Raw genomic sequence first — 21,345 nt, forward strand, 5'->3', positions numbered from 1 at the left:
AGTAAATCCCTCAATCAGGTTTGCACGGGACCATTCCTCAATCTATTAAACATGAAGAAATAAAAATATTATTCAGGCATTTTGAGGATAAATTAAAAATTCAAATTAGCAGAATTCAAATATTATAAAATATGACCGTCCGGAATCTCCATATTATAAAAGCTTCAGGGGAAAAAGATGTTTTTTCTGTTGAAAAAGTCAAGGCTTCCCTAAGAAAGTCTGGAGCAGATGAGGAAGTTATAAGTGATATACTTAGCAATTTGGAGGATGAATTATATGACGGGATTTCTACAAAGGAGATCTATAACCGGGCTTTCAATCTTTTGAAGAAAAGGAACCGGTCATTTGCCTCCCGGTATAAGTTGAAAAATGCTATTTATGAACTGGGTCCCACAGGATTTCCTTTTGAAAAATTCATTGCTTCAATTTTAAAACACAGCGGATTTAAAGTTGAGGTTGGAAAAATTGTACAGGGAATTTGTGTTACCCATGAACTGGATGTTATCGCCAGAAAAGATAAGGAGAAAAATTTATTTGAATGTAAGTTTCATACCGAACCAGGCAAAGCCTGTGATGTAAAAATTCCACTATATATTCACAGCAGATTTCGGGACATTCAAAATTTTTTGGATAAAAACCATCCTGGCACCCCGGCCTTTAAAGGCTGGCTGGTCACAAATACAAGATTTACTGAAGATGCCCGGAAATATGGAAAATGTGTAGGCCTGAATTTGTTGAGCTGGGATTTCCCCAAAGGAAATGCTTTGAAAGACAGGATAGATCATACGGGCTTGTATCCTATTACAGTTTCTACCTTGCTTTCTGCCAGAGAGAAGCAATTCCTCTTGAGCAGAGATGTAGTATTGTGTAAAGAATTGATAGATGATAAATTTTACCTGGATCATTTAGGTATATCCGAAGGAAGAAAATCCAGGATTTTAAAAGAGATGGAGATGCTTTGTAAGGTATCCTAAAACCAATTCGGAGCCAAGTTCTCCTGGAGAATAAAAACAAGACATCTCGTTAATTATTTTGCAGAAAGTGGGTAAATCGACCCCTCTTGTGAGATTAAAATATTCAGTTATGAGTTTAGAAATAAAAATTCACTTTTTAGGAGCCTCAGGCACGGTTACAGGGTCCAAATTTATTTTGGAAACGCCCGGATTCAACATTATGGTAGACTGTGGAATGTTCCAGGGATTAAAGGAATTGAGAAACCTAAACTGGGAACCATTCCCATTCCCACCAGATAAAATTGATATAATCCTGCTCACTCATGGACATTTAGACCACTCCGGTTATTTACCAAGGTTGGTAGCACAAGGTTTCAAGGGAAAAATAATGGGGACTGCCCCTAGTCTGGCTATCGCTTCAATTATTCTTTTAGACAGCGCCAAAATCCAGGAAGAACAGGCCCAACAAGCAAATGAAGAAGGCTATTCTATCCACACACCGGCTTTACCGCTTTATTCCTTAGAGGATGCAGAAAATGCGATTCGACTATTTAAATCTGTAGAGCCAGGTAAATGGTCTAACATTCATCCTGATATTAAATTCAGACTGGAAAAAAACGGACATATTATTGGAGCAACCTATATAGAGTTAGATATCCTTGGAAAAATCTTTCTGTTCTCGGGAGATATAGGACAGGAAAAAGATCAATTACTGGATCCTCCAAAACCTCCTGAATGGGGCGATTATATATTCCTGGAAAGCACGTATGGCAATAGATTACATCCTGAAGATAATTCTGATGAAATTCTAACAAATGCTATTAATGAGACCATAAATAATAACTCAATTTTAATAATCCCAAGTTTTGCGGTAGAAAGGCTTCAAACCTTAATGCATAAATTGTGGCAACTTTACAATAAAAATAAAATTCCAAAGATTCCCATTTTTATCGATAGCCCAATGGGAAACAAAGTATTTGAGGTGTTTGAACGTTTTCCTTCCTGGCATAAACTCAATAAGGATGACCTGGCAGCAATGAAAAATCATTTTAACGTTATAACATCCTATAAAGATACCTGGAAAACAATAGACGATAAAAGAGCTAAAGCTGTAATTGCAGGAAGCGGAATGGTTAGTGGCGGAAGGGTTCTTACGTATCTAAGGTATTTTATAGATAAACCTGAAACAACCGTTTTACTGGTGGGATTTCAGGCAGAAGGAACCCGGGGAAGGCAACTTCTTGAAGGAAACCAGGAGATCAAAATATTTGGAAAATACTGTGAGGTGAATGCTAAAATAAAAACGATTGAAAGTCTCTCTGCCCATGCAGATCAGAAAGGTCTAATCGATTGGTTGGGAAAAATAAAAAACATCCCGGAAAAGGTGTTTTTGATCCATGGAGAGCCCACTTCCCTGGATGCTTTAAGAGTGAAAATCAAAGATACCTACCATTGGCAGGTACATATTCCACATTTAAAAGAAATCATAAACATTAAGCTTTAAAATTTTTTTAAATCCTGATAATTATCATTTAAATTTTCGCTTTAAAAATTTAATTTTAGAAGGAAAAACAAATTTTAGCGCCATGGTTGTATCAGAAAAAGATAATTCATTTTATAGTGAAAAGCGGCTCAAAAAAAACCAATTGGAACTATTACATTGGAAAAATCTGTTAACATATAATTCTGAAGAAATAAGTTTCCTCATGCTCTTTTTAAATGTAGAAATTTTCAAACCCGGTATTCCCAATTTATTTGAAAATTTAAAGAAATACTTAAACAGCGTGGAAAATATAAAATCCCAGAATTTCCGATTTTTTAAACCGGTAGAAAAAAAATTGAAAATGCTGAAGGACGCCATAGAGAATGATAAGGATTCCGAAGAAAATTTCATTTCAGATTTTGAGAACTTAAGAAACGATATTGAGAATTATTTTGAAAAATTCTACGATCTCAAGCTTGAAATTTTCCATTATACCGGGAATCTTTTAAAACAAAACGAATAATATGTATCAATGCAAAATACCTGAGACAACTTAAATGAAAAACATTATGGATACACCAAAACAAAATTTTAGGTACGTGGAATGGAAAAGTTCTGACGAAATGCATTATTCCTGTTTGCAATGGATATCCGAGTTAAACTTTATAAAAGATGAACAGATCTTCTTTCAGGATATGTTAAAAGAATACACCGTGCCTATTCTGGAATCTCACTTGCTGGAAGAAGCAAAAACTCTGATTTTCAAATTAACCGATTCTGAAAAGCAAGTTGAAAATTTAATGAAAGAAACAACAAAACATCGAAACGGTTTACAAGTATTGGTAGATGGTATTGACCAACCGAACCAGGAAAAGGAATATAGGGAAGAGCACAGGAGTTTATTAAAACAAGTAAATAATTTTTCCATTCAGTATCAATCTCTAAAAAAGGATATTTTTAATACGGTTTCCAGGGCTTTGAAACAGCAAAAACAAAAAAAACTATTGAGTTGAGCTAAGAACCGATTTTTAGCATTAATATTATCCACAAAATCTGTACATAATTTAGTTTGAACAGTTAATATTTCTAATCATGGCAACAATGAGCTTTTCCCAAAAATCTGCGAATGAAAAAGACGTTGAAGAACTCGAAAACGACACCCTAAATTGGGATAAAACTCTGCAAACCCTTACGGATGAACTGTTGTTTTTAAAACATCTCCTAGCCTCAGAAGTTTTTCAACCCATTAACCCGGATACTTCCGAGAAGGTAAAATCTTACACCGAAGATCTTGAAGATCTAAAAACCGAAAAGATTGAAGTACAACTCGCATTAAGAAATCATAAAAATGACCTCAATGGAATGTTGGAATGTGAAGATATAAGTTGTGAAATTTTTTATAAAACCCAGCATCAGGAACTTCTTAACAGCTTAAAGGAACTTTTGGCGAACTTCAAAGACTTAAAACTTAAGATTTTTAACTTTAGCATTCCATTTCTTAAAAAAAATTGAAGCACTCAGGGGAGGTTCACGAAAAATAAAAAATGAAGAAACATCTAAAACCTCAACGAAATTCTGCCCAAAAGTGAAGAGTTAAACGCTCTCCTTTTTACACGTACCATAATATTCTCTAGCCTCTTTCCACTGTCCAATTTTAGACCTAAGAAAAATTTCTCCGGGCAAGCCCGCGGAGCATTTTAATGGAACATGTTTTAAACTTTAAATTTCACTAGTTAGGCAAGCCCGTCTGAATGAAATTGATTTCGGGCAAGCCTCAAGTATTTACCCATTTAGAATAAAAAAGGCCCCTAGACCCCTTCAAATTAGACAACCTGCTGTTTAACGAAAGATTATAAATAAATTTATTCTATTATTTTATTTTCTTCGCCAGAAGTAATATTTACCAACTCTTCCACAGGATCTCATTCAATTACTTCCTCTTTTATAACGGGAGATTGCATAATTTCTGTTTGAGTAACTTCAGTAGTTTCTTCACAGGTAGTAAAAAACTAAAAGCTTAAAATTATTTCAGGACATTCTCCTTTAGCAAAAAAAAGAGACTGCCTTTTTAGACAGCCTCTGATTAAAATTAGTATTCCTTTGAAATTATAATTTACAGCTCAAATCCAAGATCCTGTAATGCCTCAATAATTAAATCAAGATAATATTGAGGAGTACTTCCATCAAGCACATCATATTCGTACCCTATTTCGGTACGGTCTGAAAGTCCAAAAGCCCCTGCATAATTTCCTGAACCATTTTGTATATACTCTATAAACTTTTTAAAATTAAGCCCGGCCTGATTCTCATTCTCTACCTGAAAGACCACACCGCTGTATGAATTAACCGCAAAGGATGCAAGCCTGCTCCTAAACGCCGTGATATCGGCATCAAAGGCGCCAGTCCTGTTGGAAGTCTCATCCCAGCTAGAGAAACCAGCGTGATAAACAGATTGAGCTTCATCTTGGAATACCAGGGAGATGACATTACCTGTAGGTGTATCACCTTCAATATTAAGGAACTGGAAGGTTCTTTCTGAACCATTCGAGACCACCTGGACTTTTTCGTCATAAAGAACCTCATCATTATCATACAAAGGAAGTAAAGCCGCTTTTAATAGATTACTTCGCATGTCCTGTAACGGAGAAAGGGTGGAATTCATTGAACCCGAAGAATCAAAATAAATATAAATCTCAGTATCCCTATCTATTACAGGCGGTTGTGTATTTGGTTCTCCAAATAAATTTGGAGAATCTGAGGTTCCACAGCCATATCTTAGGTGGTAATATTCTGAATCATCATCCCCAATGTGCAGGCTCCTTACATCTCCATCTGTAATTACCCCTTCTCTAATAATGCTTTCTGTAACTTCACCATAGGCATCTGAGTTTAAAAGAGTGATCTGGAAATAATACTCATCATCTCCGGCAGAATCTGGTAAAGCAAAACAAACAGGACTGGAAGCATATTCTCCAAGGTCATTGAGTTCTACTGTACTGGTTACATCGCTGTAAAGAACAGCGCCCATTTGCCCATCACTGTAATTCCATACGTCCACGCTGTAAGCAGCAGGATAATGCCTGCCAGATTCATCGCAGTAATTTCCGAAAATACAAAACTGAATGGCCTGGGTTGGATCAAGCTGGAAGAAAAGATAACCATACTCATTTACCATTCTATCATCAAGACAAAGCACGCTTACATCAACATATTTCTTAACACCGGCCCCAAGGCTAATATCAAGTGGCAGTGGATTGTCAACTAAGGATGCCAATTCACTTCCGGCTAAAGGGGCTACCCAAATAACCGTACCATCCATTGAATGAACAGTGAAATAATCCAGAGAATAATCTCCCGCGGAAAGTTGCAACTCTGTAACTTCCTTGGTGAATAGTTGCCCTGCTACCAGGTCAATCCTGAAAGGGGTACCTTCTGCACCTACCACGTCTACTCCCCCGCTGCTAAGTATAATTTCAACGTATACCACAGCATCCTCAGAACAAGCCGGGATATCTCCAATTGCTTGTTTAAGGGAATTGCGGTTGATGTTAAGATCATCAAGCATGGCTCCAAATGAAAGTGTTGCTTTCTCATTTTCTAAAGAAGCCAAACCATCCTCCTCTCTACTACAAGAAGAAAAGATTAAAGCAAACATTACTAAAAAAATTGTGTAAAATTTTAAATTTCTCATAATTAAAATATTTAGATTAGTTAATTTATTTAAAATTAAACTTTTAGAAGTCAAAGTTTAATAGGTGAAAACCCTCAGTTTTGCTAAAATTTTAAGATTAACAGGGAAAACACTTTAAGATTTCTTTTAAAAACCAGTTTTATTTTGTTAAAATTTAGTTTTAAGAGTAGTTAGAAACCAGTTATAAATTTAACATCTTACTACCAGGTAGTAAAATTTTGTTGCTTACTAAGATTCCGTCCATAATCATTGTAAAAAGGATTGAATTTCAACTTCATTCTCGCCTCCCAGTGCAACATACTCCCTCGAAAACTGACATAATTACAGGATACCGCCATGGAGTCACTAAATTGTCTTATATTATAAGATTAAATAGATGCTACAATTTTCTTATTACAATTTTCAACTTGTTTAAGTGCAATTTATTCAATCTTGAATTTTCTGAATTCGCTCTTGTATAGCAATAACAGTAGTTCACAGTGTTTATTTATCATATATTCATCTCCCCTTTTTAAGCAAACATTCATTCTATTCCAATTTTTTCAGAATAAAATGTATCAGATAACCAGTTTTTCCGTCCCTTTCAAGGATTTCTTTTACAAAAACAGCGGGATAGTATGGTCTTTGGAGATATAGAACAAAAGAAACTAGGTTTAAAACCCAGTTATTTGTAATTAATCAAAAAATAGATAATGAGAGTATTAGTAATTGGAGCAGGAAACATGGGATTAACATATGCGGAAGGCATGTCAAAATCTACATTATTAAACCGGCACAATTTGATGATATATGATAAGTCTCCGGAATTGATAGAGTCGTTAAGCAAAATAGACTACTTTGATGTTTATGAAGATATTGAAAAGTGTTTGCCAACGGCAGATGTAGTTTTTCTTGCCGTAAAACCTTATCACTGTGAAGGATTGTTTAGTGACATAAAATCATTGGTAAATAAAGAGCAGGTTATTGTTTCCATAATGGCAGGAGTTACCATTAAAACGATTCAGGAAGGTCTTGATCTAAAAAAGGTAGTTCGAGCAATGCCAAATTTGCCTGCACAGGTCGGGAAAGGGGTAACATCCTATACCGCCACCGATGAAGTTTCGAGAATTGAATTATTAACGATTAGGAACCTTTTGGATACCACAGGAGATTCGATCAAAGTGGAAAATGAAAATTTTATTGATGCATCTACCGGGATTTCAGGAAGTGGACCGGCTTATGTTTTTTATTTTATGCAATCTATGTTGGAAGCTGCCCTAAAAATGGGATTCTCTAAAAATGATTCCAAAATTTTGGTTAGCAAAACATTTGAAGGAGCGGTAGAATTATTCAACCAATCTGATCTTTCCCCGGAATCCTGGATGGACCGGGTTGCCTCCAAAGGTGGAACTACAAGGGCTGCACTGGATTCCATGGATGATAATAATGTAAAGGAATTGATAAAAGAAGCAGCATACGCAGCGTTTGACAGAGCCGTAGAACTTGGAAAAGATAAGTAATGGAAGAGCTTTTTAGAAAAGAAAGACAAATGGAAAAAAGGAGAATAGTTGTGAAAGTTGGAACCAATGTAATGACCAACAAGGACAATAGAATTTTAGGACCAGTATTAAACAATCTGGTAGAACAAATAGCCACTTTATATGAAGAGGATATCATGGTGGTGCTGGTTTCCTCGGGATCGGCAATAGCAGGAAAAGAGATCCTTGGCGAAATAAGCATAACAGATCCCGCCAAAAGAAGACAGGTGTACTCTGCCGTTGGACAACCAAGAATGATGCGGCATTACTACAGCATTTTCCATAATTTTGGAATGCGCTGTGCCCAGGTTTTGGCTACAAAAAGAGATTTCACACCAGGAATACACCGGGAAAATATGATAAATTGTTATGAATCTTTGTTAGCTGAAGGGATAATTCCAATTGCCAATGAAGATGATGCGGTTTCTGTAACCATGTCCATGTTTTCTGACAATGATGAACTGGCAAGCCTGGTAGCTGAGCTTATAAATGCCGATGCGCTTATTATTTTAAGCGATACCGATGGGCTGTTTACCGGTCATCCAGATGACGATAAATCAGAAAAACTGAACAAGGTTCAAATAGATGAAAATGTTGAAAAATATATTCAGGAATCAGGCAAAGGTGAAGGTGAAGGCCGAGGAGGCATGGAGTCCAAAATTAAAATAGCAAAAAGTACAGCGGCAAAAAATATTCCTACCTACATCGCTAATGGAAAACAAAAAAATGTGATCCTTGACATCGTTGCAGGAAAACCTGTAGGAACAAAATTTACAGCCTGATTGAAAAATCAAAATATTTAAATTTTAAAAACATCAAAATGAAGTTATTAAAGACAAAAGTTAAGAATAGCGTTTTAAAATCTATGATGAAAATCCTTGATGTAAGGCGCGAAGAAATAATCAAGGCAAATAAAGCCGACCTGGAGGCTTTCGGTGAAACCGAAGGTGCTATGTTTGATAGGTTGATCTTAAATGATAAGAAAGTTGATGGGATGATTTTGTCTATTAAAGAAGTGATGGATCAGGATGATCCTGTTGGGCAAACTATTTCACACAGAATTTTAGACAGTGGTCTTGATATCACCAATAAAACCGCACCTTTCGGGAATATAATGATCATTTATGAGTCCCGACCGGATGTTACAATAGAAGCTGCCGTACTTGCTTTTAAAGCTAATAATAAGATCTTTCTTAAGGGAGGGAAAGAAGCGATAAGAAGCAATGAACTTCTGGTAGCTTGTTGGCATGAAGCTTTAAAAGAAAACGGACTGGACACTAACTGGGTCGAGTTATTGAATTTGAACCGAAAAGAAACTCAGGAATTTTTAAAAAATCCTCCAGTTCAATTGGATTTAATCGTTCCCCGTGGAGGCGAAAGATTGATTGCATTCGTAAAAGAACATGCTACCGGAGCAGTATTGGTTAGCGGAAGAGGCAATAATTTCCTGTATGTATCACCCGAAGCAGATTTTGAAATTGCCAAAAAAGTGATTTTAAACGCTAAAACCGATAAAATCTCCGGTTGTAATGCTTTAGATAAAGTCTTAATAGATAATAAACTTCCTGATTATGAAAATAAACTGAAGGAACTTCAGCTTATGATGAAGGAACATAAGGTTGAAATTCTGGTAGATGATGAAGTAAGCAACGTACTAAAAGATGAATCTAAAATTCCGGGAGAAGACACCTGGCACGAAGAATTCCTTTCTATGAAAATAGCCCTTGGTGCTGTAGATGGCTTGGATGATGCCATTGACAAAATAAATCATTTTTCTGGAGGACATTCCGCAGTTATTATTACAAAAAATAAGGAAGAAGCTCTTGAATTTATGCAACAGGTAGATAGTGCCGCTGTTTATCATAATGCCTCTACCCGCTTTACCGATGGCGGACAAATGGGCGTGGGAGCAGAACTTGCCATAAGCACAGATAAATTACACCATCGTGGTCCTTTGGGGCTTAAACAACTAGTTACCAATAAATATTTTGTACTGGGAGATGGTCACATTAGAGAATAATATGTGCATTTTATTATAAGGAAAAATGGCTGCCGATTGGCAGCCATTTTTTTGATTAATATGAACTTGTTCTAATATTTGATGATTTTTAAAGGCTCACTTTCAAAACCATTGCCCTCAATAACGACCAAATAAATACCTGGCATAATTCTACCAAGGTTTATTGGAAAATCTGTAGATCCTTTTTGTAAAGAAATATTTTGTTCAGATATTCTATTTCCGCTTAAGTTATATACTGTAAGAGATGCTTTGTGTTTACCTGCACTTTTCACTCGTACAACAGAATATCCCGCAGTTGGATTTGGAGAAACGGCTATTTCTTCCACGATTATTTCATTTGCACTTTCACAAGATCCTAATACGGCTCCGTTTCTAAGTAGCGCTGTAACTGCATTTGGAGAAACACACATAGCTTTTCCCTTAAAACAAAGGGAAATTTTTTGATTTCCTCTTCCATTCCCACATGAAATATTTTCAACTTCTATAGTAGTTTCAGCAGATATCCTGCATCCGTTAACATCTGTTACTTCCAGTGTATAAACATCTGTATTACCAGGGCAAACTGATATGCTTTCTGAAATTTCCCCGGTACTCCATAAATAGGTATATGGCGCTACACCCCCGGAAATTTCAATAGGTTGTAGTGTTGTACAAGTGGTGTCATACCCTGAATATACCTTTTGGTCTTCCATTAGTAAAACAAGGGTTTCCGCCTCATTTACAGTAACTTCTGTGGTTACAATTGTTCCTAGATAATCTGTAACAGTAACATTGTAATTCCCAGCTGACAAAGCTTTAGCGGTTTGAGTATCCTGTCCATCACTCCAGTTATAGGTATATGGTGCAATCCCTCCACTCACCTCTACTTTGGCGGTACCTGTTGCACTACCATTGCAAGTAGCATCTTTTGAAGTCACCGTACCTAACGTAAATGCTTTGTGCTTAAGTCTTACAGATACCGGAAAATGGTCTGATGCAGTGTACACATATTCGCTGTTATAAAATTCGTAATGTACCCGAGCAGATCTGTCAATATAATTATTTGTCAACTCACTAGTTACTATAACATGATCTATCATATCATCATAGTTTCCAACCGCATATGACCTGTAACCTTCTTCGCTCAAAATAGCGGTAAGAACAGAATAATTCTCTGTGTCACTGGTATAATTTATATAGCTGGAAACTGTGGTATTAACATTAGATACGGTGAAATCTACATCATCGTTATAATCACCCAATATCATTACCTTCTCATTGGGGAAATATAGATCCAAAGAATCCTTAAGGACCTCAACATCATATTTCCTCATATCATATCTTCCCTGTGCACCGGTACTTCCGTTTGCCCTGGCGTGAAGTGCAACAAACTTCATTTCCTCAGTATGTCCATCTATAGTAACAATGGCTTCCATTAAAAACGGCAACCTTCCGCTCGCGTAAAATCTATCGGCACTTTCGGGATAATCCTGCAGTAAGGAACCATCACCATCATAGAAAGGATGAACAGATTTAAACATAGCTCTGGAATTGGTAACCGAAACAGTTTCGGCATTATAAATAAATCCAACCTTTTGACCTCCCGGACTATCAGGATACGAGGTAGCTTCAGAAAGAATAAAATCATATCCTTCCATTTCAGAAACCATTTGTGCAAAAAGAACCTCATCGGAAATTTCCTGCACGGCAATTACATCAGCATCAAGTTCAAGTAAAATAGCTTTCACGGCTTCTTTTTGAATCTCGTCTGAATTTTCCTTTCCGGCAGAAGGTGCATTCTTTTCATCTCCAAACCATTCAATATTCCAGGTTACCGCATCAAAAGTAACCTCTTTTGAAATTTCAGATCCCGGAAAAGTAGGATCATAATCATCGGCACAGGGAAGGTCTTCTCCATTGCGGGGTTGTAACTGGTTGATCATTCTAAATCTACCAACCACACCAATAACCTCTGCACAAACATTGGGCTGAAGTTTTCCAACAAGGTCATTTACAGATGCGTTGATCCTTAATTCCCCTTCCCCACTTGCATCTTTTACCAGGTAATTTGAATTACCGAAGAAAAGCTGTCCCGGGCCTGGGAAAACCATATCTGTGATCTTCACCAACTGCCCGCGATGTTCTTCCATTTGTGCCAGAGTGATGCTTTTAGGCTCGATAGGCTCATTGGAAACACCCAGATATTCTACGGCTTCAACATCTGATATTTGTACAAGATCATTAAAAACTGCTCTTGTTCCTGTAACCTTTAAACGATCACCAATTTTATAAAGTCCCTGCTCTGTAACAAGATTTCCAAAAACTGCGATTCCGCCGGTTTCATCCTGAATATATGCTGTATTGCCAAATTCAGAAGCAACAGTTAAAGTACCCGAAATACTTACTTTGGTTCCAACTGCCGATGCTCTTACTTCAGCAATATTTTCAGGATTGATAATTTCCGGTTCCGGTTCAAGCTCCACAATAGAGGCTCCCAGCGTCTGGTTGGTATTTACTGCGCCAAATGTATTGGTCATAGCTACCTGCCAGGTAAAATCTTCATAGTTAAATCCGGCACCACCTAATTGAAGGGAATAACCCACCGGCACTCCATTTTCTTCAACTCCAACGTCCACACTTTCCATTCCGGCAGCCGGACCATTGGTAGCAGTAAATACTCCCTCATAGCTTAAAAACTGTAAGACCTCATCACCTTTCACAAGAGCAAAGCCATCTGGTGCCCCGTTTTGGATACCTGAGTAGTAGAATTCTTTTGTTCCGTAACCGGATTGCTGATTTTCCAGAATACCTTCTAGATTGATAGTTCCATAAGATCCCCCACCATTTCCATTGTAGAAAATAATGCTGTATTCTGAAAGATCTAACCCTGCAGTTCCTGCTACTTCAATTCCTTCACCTGTATCTGAACCTGCTGTATCATAGTGAAATTCATTTATGAACAATATCGGCTCAGGTGAAAGAAAAGTTTGAGCGGTATTTACAGCTCCAAAAGTACTTTGAGCTTCCGGGGCCCAGGTGAAATCTTCATAATAAGACCCTTCGCCTGTTAACTGAAGCGAATATCCCACCGGGGTTGAACTTCCCTCTTCCACTCCGATATCTTTACTTGTCATTCCTGATGCAGCACCGGAAGTAGCAACCATCTCTCCTTCATAGCTCAAAAACTGGATTACCTCATCTCCTTTTACCAGGGCCAATCCATCCGGTGCTCCATTTTGTAAACCAGAAGCAGAAAAATTCAATGTTCCGTAACCATTTTGTTGATCAGGAAAGATTCCTTCAAGTTCGATCGTACCATAAACTGTTCCACCGTTTCCATTATATAAAAGCACACTATAACCAGAAAGGTCTGTTCCTGCGGTTCCTGCTATTTCAAAGCCTTCATCTACATCTGCTCCTGCATTATCATAATGCATTTCATTGATGAAAACCACATCTACTGCAGGTGCAGGAGGCAGTTCCGGTTCGGGTTCCGGTTCAGGCTCCGGCTCTGGTTCTACAGGATCTCCACCAAAACTCTGGTTATTATTTAAAGTACCAAATGTATTTTGTGCTTCAGGCTGCCAGGTGAATTGAGAATATTCCTGACCTTCCCCGACAAGTTGCAGGGAATAGCCTATTGGAGTGCTTGCTCCTTCTTCTACTCCAACATCTACACTGGTCATTCCTGCTGCGGGACCGTTTGCGGCGGTCATCACACCTTCATAACTCAGGAACTGTATCACGTCCTCTCCTTTCACAAGAGCAAAGCCATCTGGTGCCCCGTTTTGAAGTCCGTTAACAGCAAAATTCAGTACATTGGTTCCAAATCCGTTTTGTTGATCCGGGATTATTCCGGAAAGTTGGTTGGTTCCATAAGTACTGTTGTTACTTCCGTTATATAGAATAATACTATACGCCGAAAGATCTGTGCCGGCAGGACCGGCAATTTCAATCGCTTCACCTTCATCTGTACCTACATTATCATAATGAAATTCATTGATAAAGACAGATTGGGCAGCAAGTAAGTTGGTAAAAAATAAAAAGGCGAGTACGCCTAAAAAGTGTAGTTTTTGTTTCATTTGTTAGGGTTTTTTTACAGGCGCTAAGAAAGTGCTTTTTTATAAAAAACTCTTTAAGAATTCATTAAGGGAGTGTTAACAATGTAGGAGCTAAATTTTTTATTTTTAGAAACTCTTATAGAGCCTTTAAAATAGATTTCTTTAACTTTTAGGAATATTTAAGAAAGAGGTCCGGTATAATTATCTGCAAAAATGTAACTTCCCGCCTCAAAGAATATTAAGAGTTTGATATGAAAAAATTAATTTATTTCATGGCAGTACTTACTGTCACTTATAGTTGTAAAACCACTCAGGATCTCGAAAAAATCACACCCCAACCTGTAGTTGTAAATCTCGATTTGGTAAATGTAAAAAATGATAAAGTAAAGGTTACCGTAGATCCTGGTAAATTAACAGGTGCTCAAACCACGTTTTATATTCCAAGGACCGTTCCCGGTACTTATTCTGTAGATAATTACGGCAAATTTATTGAAAATATGAAGGCCTTTGATTACCTGGGAAAAGAGCTTTTGGTTGCACAAAAGGATGACAGTTCATGGTTGATCGATAATGCTGAAAATCTGGATAAGATAACCTATTGGGTAAACGATTCTTTTGATGTGGAAGGAGAGGAAGGAATATTTTCCCCGGCCGGAACAAACATTGAAAAAGATAAAAACTTCATGCTTAACCTCCACGGTTTTGTTGGTTATTTTGAAAATTTGACAGAACAACCCTATAAATTAGTTATCAACAGGCCAACCGGGCTTATTGCGGGAAGCAGCTTAAAGGTTTCCAATACGACTTCCCAACAGGGTTCTCCGGCAGCTACAATAGATTCCTACAACACCAAAAGATATTTTGAAGTTGTGGACAATCCAATAATGTATTCCAAACCTGATACAACTTCTATAAGTGTGGAGGGGATGAAGGTTTTATTGAATGTGTATTCCCCTAATGAAGTATATTCTACAAAGGACATTAAAGCCGGAGTTGAGGAAATGATATCGGCTCAAAAAGAATTTTTGGGCGAGATCGATAACACTTCCAACTATGCCATTTTATTATACCTTTCAGATCCGGAGGAAATGGATGCCCGAGGCTTTGGCGCATTAGAACACCATACTTCAACCGTTGTGGTTCTCCCGGAGACAATGCCTTTAGACGCCTTAAAAACTACCATGACAGATGTTGTTTCTCATGAATTCTTTCATATCCTAACCCCTTTAAATATTCATTCGAACGAGATTCACTATTTCGATTACAACGAGCCAAAAATGTCTAAGCATTTGTGGATGTATGAAGGAGTTACAGAATATTTCGCAAATCTTTTTCAGGTAAACCAAGATTTAATCAGCAATGATGATTTTTATGATCGTATGTCTGATAAGATTGAAAGTTCGAAAAATTTCGACGATAGCATTCCGTTTACCATAATGAGCGAAAACATCTTGGAAGGACCCTATAAAAGTGATTATTACAATGTGTACCTTAAAGGAGCTCTTATTGGGATGGCTCTGGACATAAGGTTAAGGGAACTCAGCAATGGCGATATGGGTATTTTGGATATGATGAAAAAATTATCTGAAAAATATGGAAAGAACAAGCCCTTTGAGGACGATGCGTTAATTCCTGTAATTGTTTCCCTAACCTATCCTGAAATACAGGAATTTTTTGATACCTACGTTAGTGGCGCTACTCCTATTCCATATGCTGAATTTTTAGAAAAGGTTGGAGTTAATTATGAAAACACTGAAGTTAACACCTCATATTTCATCAAAGGACAAGTTCCATATATAGATGGCGATCCGGAAACAGGTGTTCTTTTCTTCAGAAAAAATATCACCTTAAATTCATTCCTTAAGCAATTGGGGGTAGAGAATGGAGATGTTATTAAATCTGTAAATGATGCTGACTATAACATTGAAAATGTTTATGAATTGGTAATGAAATCCCAATCCTGGGCAGAAGGTGAGGATATAAAAATGACTCTTAAAAGAGATGGTGAAGAAATAATTCTCAACGGAAAGATTACTCAACCCACAGACAGCCAAATCAAACTTAGAGAAGTAAACCTTCCTGAAAACGACCCAAAAGTTCAATTGAGGAAAGCCTGGTTAAAAAATTAAGAAGAGTGAATTCCTTAATTGGAATTCACTCTTCTTAATTGATTTTAATAAATAATAGCTGGTGTATTTCAGGGGCTATTATTTATTTCACCGAATTCCCCCGGGGTAGAAACAAAAAATCTATTTCTATCCCTTATAAAAATTGAATAAACCAATATTTTTAGTTTTTAAATAAAGATCCTATTCGTAACTTAACAGGCCTATCAATAAAAGTCCACGGAAACACTTCATAAATGGAAATACCTATTCTTAAAGACATTGTAATAATTTTAGGATTATCTATTTTTATTATTTTATTATTTCAAAAAATCAAGGTCCCTTCTCTTCTGGGATTTTTACTAGCGGGAATTATTGCAGGCCCGTATGCTTTTAATTTAATAAGTTCCCAACACGAGGTGGAACTGCTTTCTGAAATAGGAATTATATTCCTGTTGTTCATTATTGGGATAGAACTATCCTTAAAAGGATTGGCTGCAATTAAGAAAACAATTCTTTTAGGTGGTGGAATGCAGGTGGGAGGAACTATTTTAATCACTGCCGTAGTGTCTTATTTTCTTGGTATACCCATCAATTCTGGGGTCTTTATAGGTTTCCTGTTTGCTTTAAGCAGTACTGCGATCGTACTGAAGATCCTCCAGGAAAAAGGAGAAGTAACCTCCCCACATGGGCGTGTAGCTGTTGCAATCCTGATATTCCAGGATATTATAGTGGTTCCAATGATGTTGCTCACTCCCCTATTGGCCGGAAAATCTGATAATATTTGGGAAACGGTTGGAATTCTTCTTATAAAAATAGTGGGAGTTGGAATTGTAATTTTTCTACTGGCAATTTATATAGTGCCACGAATTTTTAAAATGGTGGTAAAAACCAAGAACCGTGAACTATTTATCCTCACTACAATTGTATTCTGCTTTGCGGTGGCCTGGCTAACCTCCTCTGTTGGTCTATCGCTGGCATTAGGAGCCTTTTTCGCGGGGCTCATAATTTCTGAATCAGATTACAGTCACCAGGCAACAGCGAATGTGTTACCCTTTAGGGAAATCTTTATAAGTTTCTTTTTCATTTCTGTAGGTTCCCTGCTTAATCTAAACTTTTTCATCAATAACATCCTGTATATACTATTGCTGGTAATAGGTGTGATCATTTTGAAAATGTTAATAATTGCCATTACAGTACTTAGTTTAAAATACCCGGCCAGAACCGTATTTATGACTGTGTTTGCCCTCTTTCAGGTAGGGGAATTTTCTTTGCTTTTATCTACGGTGGGAGTTCAAAATGATCTGTTACCGGAAAATATATATCAATACTTTTTAGCAATCTCGATAATTACGATGGGCCTTACTCCCTTTTTGATGAATCTTGCCCCGAAGATCACGTATTTCCTCGTAAAATTACCAATTCCTACCAATGTTAGAAAACGACTGAACAATGTTAAAAGAGTTCACCAAAATCAGCAAACCCCTGAAGAAGAACTTTCAGACCACCTGGTAATCATAGGATATGGGATCAATGGAAAGAATATTTCTAAAGCCGCCAAAAATGCTAAAATCCCTTATATCATCATAGATCTTGAACCGGATTCTTTCCACGATGCCAAAAACGCCGGAGAACCAATTGTATTTGGAGATGCCACGAATCCCGTTATTTTGAAACATGTACACGTTCAGGAAGCCAGAGTTGTTGTAATCGCTATTTCAGATCCCGATGCCACGAAGAAAATAATCAACGGAATAAGGGAATTGAGTCAAACTGCCTGTGTTATTGTGCGAACCAGGTACGTAAAAGAAATTGAAGAAAATATTCGGTTGGGTGCCGATGAAGTAATTCCGGAGGAATTTGAAACTTCCATAGAGATCTTTAGTCGGGTACTACGAAAATACCTTATCCCCCATAATGAAATCCAGGATTTTATTAACCACGTGCGCTCTTCAGATTATGAAATGCTAACTACCATCAAAGGAGGCGCGCATACACCTGCCTATCAACATCTCCATATTCCCAATAAAGAAATTGTCACTTTAAGTGTGCAACGGGGAAATAATAATATTGTTGGAAAAACAATAGAACAATCTGGCATTGGCAAGAATTATGGGGTAACTGTTCTTACCATAAAGAGAGGAACTCATTACATTACCAATATTACCAATACTACTGTAATTGAACAGGGAGATCTTCTTTATCTCTTCGGAAATCCTGTAAACATCAATCAACTTAACCAATTAATTTCTTTGTAAATAACCATTTTAATTTACAACTGCTGTATTGAAATTGGTTACATTTATATAGCCTTTGGGCCTTGAATAAAATTTTCAATTTAAATTTTAAATTATGAAATTAAAACCTTTAGCAGCATTTTTAATGATCGCAATTTTCTTCTCTTCGTGTGGAGAAAAAACCGATGTAGTTGAATCTGGAACATACAGCGGTATTGTAGACAAGGTTGAACCCTCAAAAACGGAGATCTATGTGAAAACTTCAGACGATAAAACCCTGGAGCTCTATTTCACAGATAACACCCGCCTTACCCGTAATGGAGAAAGCGTTGAGTTCTCACAATTAGAAGAGGGCCAACAGGTTGAGGTTGATGTTGAAAAAACAGGAAAACGCCTTGACCCCTTAGCAGTACGAATTCTGGATTAACATGGAACAATTACCGGATTTTTGGCGAACAGAGGTCTTACATCCTCTGTTCGTCCATTTCCCTATTGCACTGCTTATTATCGCTACGTTTTTTAAAATTGCTTCAGTTTGGGGTATAGGTAAATTTCTGGAATTACCTGGAACTATTTTATTGATTATTGGAACAATAGGTGGCTGGCTCGCAATCTATACCGGTAACCTGGCTGATGGAATTGTTTCAAGGACACTATGCGATCCTACAGTCTTAAAAGCTCATGAAAACAATGGGTATACCATGATCTGGCTTTTTACAGCCGCTCTTGTTTTAGATTTATTTTACCAGAATAATCGCTTTAAATTTAAGCGGGTAGAGTTAAAAGGTTTTGTGATACTCTTAATGATCATTGGTTCCGGATATTTAGGTTATGTGGGGCATTTAGGTGCTAAACTAGTATACCAGCAGGCTGCCGGGGTTTATATACCTTCCGGTAACTGTGCAGAATTTAATTGATTTTTTTATTCTAAAAATCAAAACCTCCTGGACTAATCAATAAGATAGATAAAACGAAAAATAGCGCTGGTGAGATTTAAGCACAGAAGTCAATAAATCTATACTGAGTTTAATCTTGGAAGGATACTTTTGTAGGTACTGAATAGAGTTCAGAAAAGGTGATTTTTCCGGTTTGACGGTTAAAAAAAGCAGAAGCCATGCCTATCCTTCCTTGCCCGATCTCGGTTTTTAAATAATTGTTTTCAGAAACAATCCTTCTTTTAGATTCTTCCAGATTCCATTGCGTTATAGTGTCGGCAACTTCAAAGATTTTTTCCATCACAATATCCTGTGCAGAAATATTCAGCGCTTTAACTGCATCTTCAATCAACGGACTTATGTAGGATATCCTCCCTTGCATAAAATCCTTCAAAGCTTCAGCATAAATTTTGTTTGCCGAATTTCCCATTAAAAGAATGAATTTTGCGCCTTGTTTTTTACAGGCTACTTCAATACTTCTTATAACTTCCTGATCTGCCAAATTCCCTGCTGTCCTAATGGGAATCAAATCTCCAATCCCGGTATTCATTAGAACGTTCAATGGCTCCCGCATGTCTATACAGTTTAAAACTGTTGCCAGCGGAGGTGCATTTATGAAGTCCATAAGTTCCTTATTCCTGAGTCTTCTGGAAACCAATTTCCCATCTATATAGCGCTGATTCCCTTCTTTCATGTACTCAAAGATCTCCTCTGGAGTAGATTTTTCCTTGGATTCCTGAATTTCCCCTTTTACAAACTCCAGTTCTTTTCCTACCGAATATTTCTCTTTTAATCCAATAATACTCAAATTGATGTCGTGTTCTTTAGCAAAAGTATCTTCAAAATCTTCAAAGATTTCCAGCACGTCATGATCTATATAACTTGCAAATGTGGCATCAATGATCACGGTAGATTTTGGAGGTACATTCCAAAGAGTGTTTTTAATAGAAGCTTTATTAAAAAAGGATACTTCATTTGCCAATTCCAAACGGATAGTTTCTCCTTTAAAAATCTTGGTGTTCTCTATAAAAAAGGCATTGTGATAATTGCTACGCAGCAAAAAGAAAATACTTACAAGGGATCCTATAAATATTCCAATAAGAAGATCGGTTAAAATAATAGCGACTACCGTAACCACAAAAGGAATGAATTGATTCCATCCTTTTTTAAACATAGTCAAAACTACATCCCAGGAAGCTAATTTATAACCTATAACCAGTAAAATAGCTGCTAAGCTTGAGAGCGGAATAAGATTCAAAATAGAACTAAGGAACAAAACACTAAGCAAAAGAAAAACGCCATGTAAAATTGTAGATAACTTGGTTTCATTCCCCGCGTTTATATTCACGGAACTTCTTACTATAACAGATGTTATAGGAATACCTCCAACAAGACCTGTTATGGTATTTCCTATCCCCTGCGCCACCAATTCTCTATTGGGAGGAGTTTTTCGCTTGTGTGGGTCAATCTCATCTGCGGCTTCAATAGCAAGCAAACTGGCAATAGAAGCGATTAAAGTAATGGTTATAGCCACTCCCCATACCTCGGGATTTGTTATGGCTGAAAAATCAGGAAAAGTTAGAAGCTCGGAAAAATGATCAATTTTTGGAATATTAACCAAATGTGCCGAATTAAGATGTAAAGACGGCATGATATATTCAAAAATAAAATTGAGCAATACCCCTAAAATTACTACCACTAAGGCAGGTGGAAGTAATTTGAAATTTTTCAACGGGGATCTATCCCAGAATATCATAATCGCAAGTGATAGTCCGGATATTAGAAGAGCTCCTGCCGTGAGAGAATCTATAAAATTCCAAAATGCAGGTTGCACTTGACTTAAAAATCCAATGTCTGGATCCAGGTAACTCTCTACGGTTGCTTCTATTCCAAGGGCGTAAGGAATTTGGGCGATAATTAGGATAATTCCTATGGCTGCAAGTAATCCTTTAATAATATTAGAAGGCATATAATCTGCGATAAGACCAGCCTTAAGAATCCCTAAAACAAACTGAAAGATTCCCCCCAAAACCACCGCCATTAAAAAAACTTCAAAACTTCCCAGTGAGGCTATTGAAGCCAGCACCACCGCCGTTAGACTGGCAGCAGGACCACTTACGCTTACCGAGGACATGCTAACACTTCCTATCACAAGACCTCCAACTATTCCGGAGATCAATCCAGAAAGAAGCGGCGCGCCACTTGCTAGTGCTATTCCAAGACAAAGCGGAAGCGCAACTAAAAACACTACGATACTGGCAGGGATGTCCTTATTCAGACTTGAAAAGAGAGGTTTCCGAGGGTTGAGTTCAACCTTACTAACTATGTTATTAAAACTAGGAATCTTTTTCAAAAGAAGGGGAT

15 protein-coding genes are annotated in these 21,345 nt (G+C 37.2%); 12 read left to right on the plus strand and 3 right to left on the minus strand.

All coding sequences use genetic code 11. The features are described 5' to 3' along the window. The first annotated feature begins 131 nt into the window (after positions 1-131). The 5 genes from GILLI_RS01655 (at position 132) to GILLI_RS01675 (ending at position 3,948) form a co-directional block, all read left to right on the plus strand. Positions 132-974 (plus strand): restriction endonuclease, encoded by an 843-nt coding sequence (locus tag GILLI_RS01655; RefSeq protein ID WP_006987381.1) that lies wholly within the window; start codon positions 132-134, stop codon positions 972-974. Positions 975-1,083: 109 nt separating this feature from the next. Continuing rightward, a complete protein-coding gene (locus tag GILLI_RS01660) occupies positions 1,084-2,457 on the plus strand; it encodes an MBL fold metallo-hydrolase RNA specificity domain-containing protein (RefSeq protein WP_006987382.1) in 1,374 nt (457 codons plus the stop codon). A 142-nt stretch (positions 2,458-2,599) separates the two neighbouring features. Further along, positions 2,600-2,959: a hypothetical protein gene (locus GILLI_RS01665; RefSeq protein ID WP_156798607.1), complete on the plus strand. Its 360-nt coding sequence runs from the start codon at positions 2,600-2,602 to the stop codon at positions 2,957-2,959. A 46-nt stretch (positions 2,960-3,005) separates the two neighbouring features. After that, the gene (locus GILLI_RS01670; RefSeq protein WP_006987384.1) at positions 3,006-3,449 is read left to right on the plus strand and encodes a hypothetical protein; all 444 of its coding nucleotides are present in this window, start codon (positions 3,006-3,008) and stop codon (positions 3,447-3,449) included. A gap of 79 nt (positions 3,450-3,528) precedes the next feature. Continuing rightward, entirely contained in the window at positions 3,529-3,948 is a 420-nt protein-coding gene (locus GILLI_RS01675; RefSeq protein WP_006987385.1) for a hypothetical protein, read from the plus strand. Between the two features lie 601 nt (positions 3,949-4,549). Here the strand turns inward: GILLI_RS01675 and GILLI_RS01680 are convergent. Beyond that, the gene (locus tag GILLI_RS01680) at positions 4,550-6,127 is read right to left on the minus strand and encodes a hypothetical protein (protein WP_006987386.1); all 1,578 of its coding nucleotides are present in this window, start codon (positions 6,125-6,127) and stop codon (positions 4,550-4,552) included. 692 nt (positions 6,128-6,819) lie between these two features. Here GILLI_RS01680 and proC point away from each other — a divergent pair. From proC to GILLI_RS01695, 3 genes are read left to right on the plus strand one after another with little or no spacing between them, the layout of a single operon-like run. Next, on the plus strand, positions 6,820-7,626 hold the full coding sequence (gene proC, locus GILLI_RS01685; protein ID WP_006987387.1) for a pyrroline-5-carboxylate reductase: 807 nt from the start codon (positions 6,820-6,822) through the stop codon (positions 7,624-7,626). Then, complete coding sequence (gene proB / locus GILLI_RS01690) at positions 7,626-8,426, plus strand: glutamate 5-kinase (RefSeq protein ID WP_006987388.1); 801 nt, start codon at positions 7,626-7,628, stop codon at positions 8,424-8,426. Before proC ends, proB begins: the two co-directional genes overlap by 1 nt. 38 nt (positions 8,427-8,464) lie before the next feature. Continuing rightward, the gene (locus GILLI_RS01695; RefSeq protein WP_006987389.1) at positions 8,465-9,664 is read left to right on the plus strand and encodes a glutamate-5-semialdehyde dehydrogenase; all 1,200 of its coding nucleotides are present in this window, start codon (positions 8,465-8,467) and stop codon (positions 9,662-9,664) included. Between the two features lie 71 nt (positions 9,665-9,735). Here GILLI_RS01695 and GILLI_RS01700 read toward each other — a convergent pair whose 3' ends face one another. Beyond that, positions 9,736-13,725: an endonuclease/exonuclease/phosphatase family protein gene (locus GILLI_RS01700; RefSeq protein ID WP_006987390.1), complete on the minus strand. Its 3,990-nt coding sequence runs from the start codon at positions 13,723-13,725 to the stop codon at positions 9,736-9,738. Positions 13,726-13,955: 230 nt separating this feature from the next. Between GILLI_RS01700 and GILLI_RS01705 the strand changes: the two genes are divergently transcribed. The 4 genes from GILLI_RS01705 to GILLI_RS01720 all read left to right on the plus strand — a co-directional run bounded on the left by GILLI_RS01705 (position 13,956) and on the right by GILLI_RS01720 (position 18,963). Next, a complete protein-coding gene (locus tag GILLI_RS01705) occupies positions 13,956-15,833 on the plus strand; it encodes a M61 family metallopeptidase (RefSeq protein ID WP_040506305.1) in 1,878 nt (625 codons plus the stop codon). 233 nt (positions 15,834-16,066) lie between these two features. Then, positions 16,067-18,067, plus strand: coding sequence for a monovalent cation:proton antiporter family protein (locus tag GILLI_RS01710; protein ID WP_006987392.1), 2,001 nt, complete (start codon positions 16,067-16,069; stop codon positions 18,065-18,067). A 94-nt stretch (positions 18,068-18,161) separates the two neighbouring features. Next, positions 18,162-18,473: a hypothetical protein gene (locus GILLI_RS01715; RefSeq protein ID WP_006987393.1), complete on the plus strand. Its 312-nt coding sequence runs from the start codon at positions 18,162-18,164 to the stop codon at positions 18,471-18,473. Between the two features lies 1 nt (position 18,474). After that, on the plus strand, positions 18,475-18,963 hold the full coding sequence (locus GILLI_RS01720; protein ID WP_006987394.1) for a DUF2231 domain-containing protein: 489 nt from the start codon (positions 18,475-18,477) through the stop codon (positions 18,961-18,963). A gap of 109 nt (positions 18,964-19,072) precedes the next feature. Here GILLI_RS01720 and GILLI_RS01725 read toward each other — a convergent pair whose 3' ends face one another. Next, positions 19,073-21,334, minus strand: coding sequence for a bifunctional SulP family inorganic anion transporter/carbonic anhydrase (locus GILLI_RS01725; RefSeq protein ID WP_006987395.1), 2,262 nt, complete (start codon positions 21,332-21,334; stop codon positions 19,073-19,075). Between the last annotated feature and the right edge of the window lie 11 nt (positions 21,335-21,345).

Source organism: Gillisia limnaea DSM 15749, from assembly GCF_000243235.1.
Classification (GTDB): domain Bacteria; phylum Bacteroidota; class Bacteroidia; order Flavobacteriales; family Flavobacteriaceae; genus Gillisia; species Gillisia limnaea.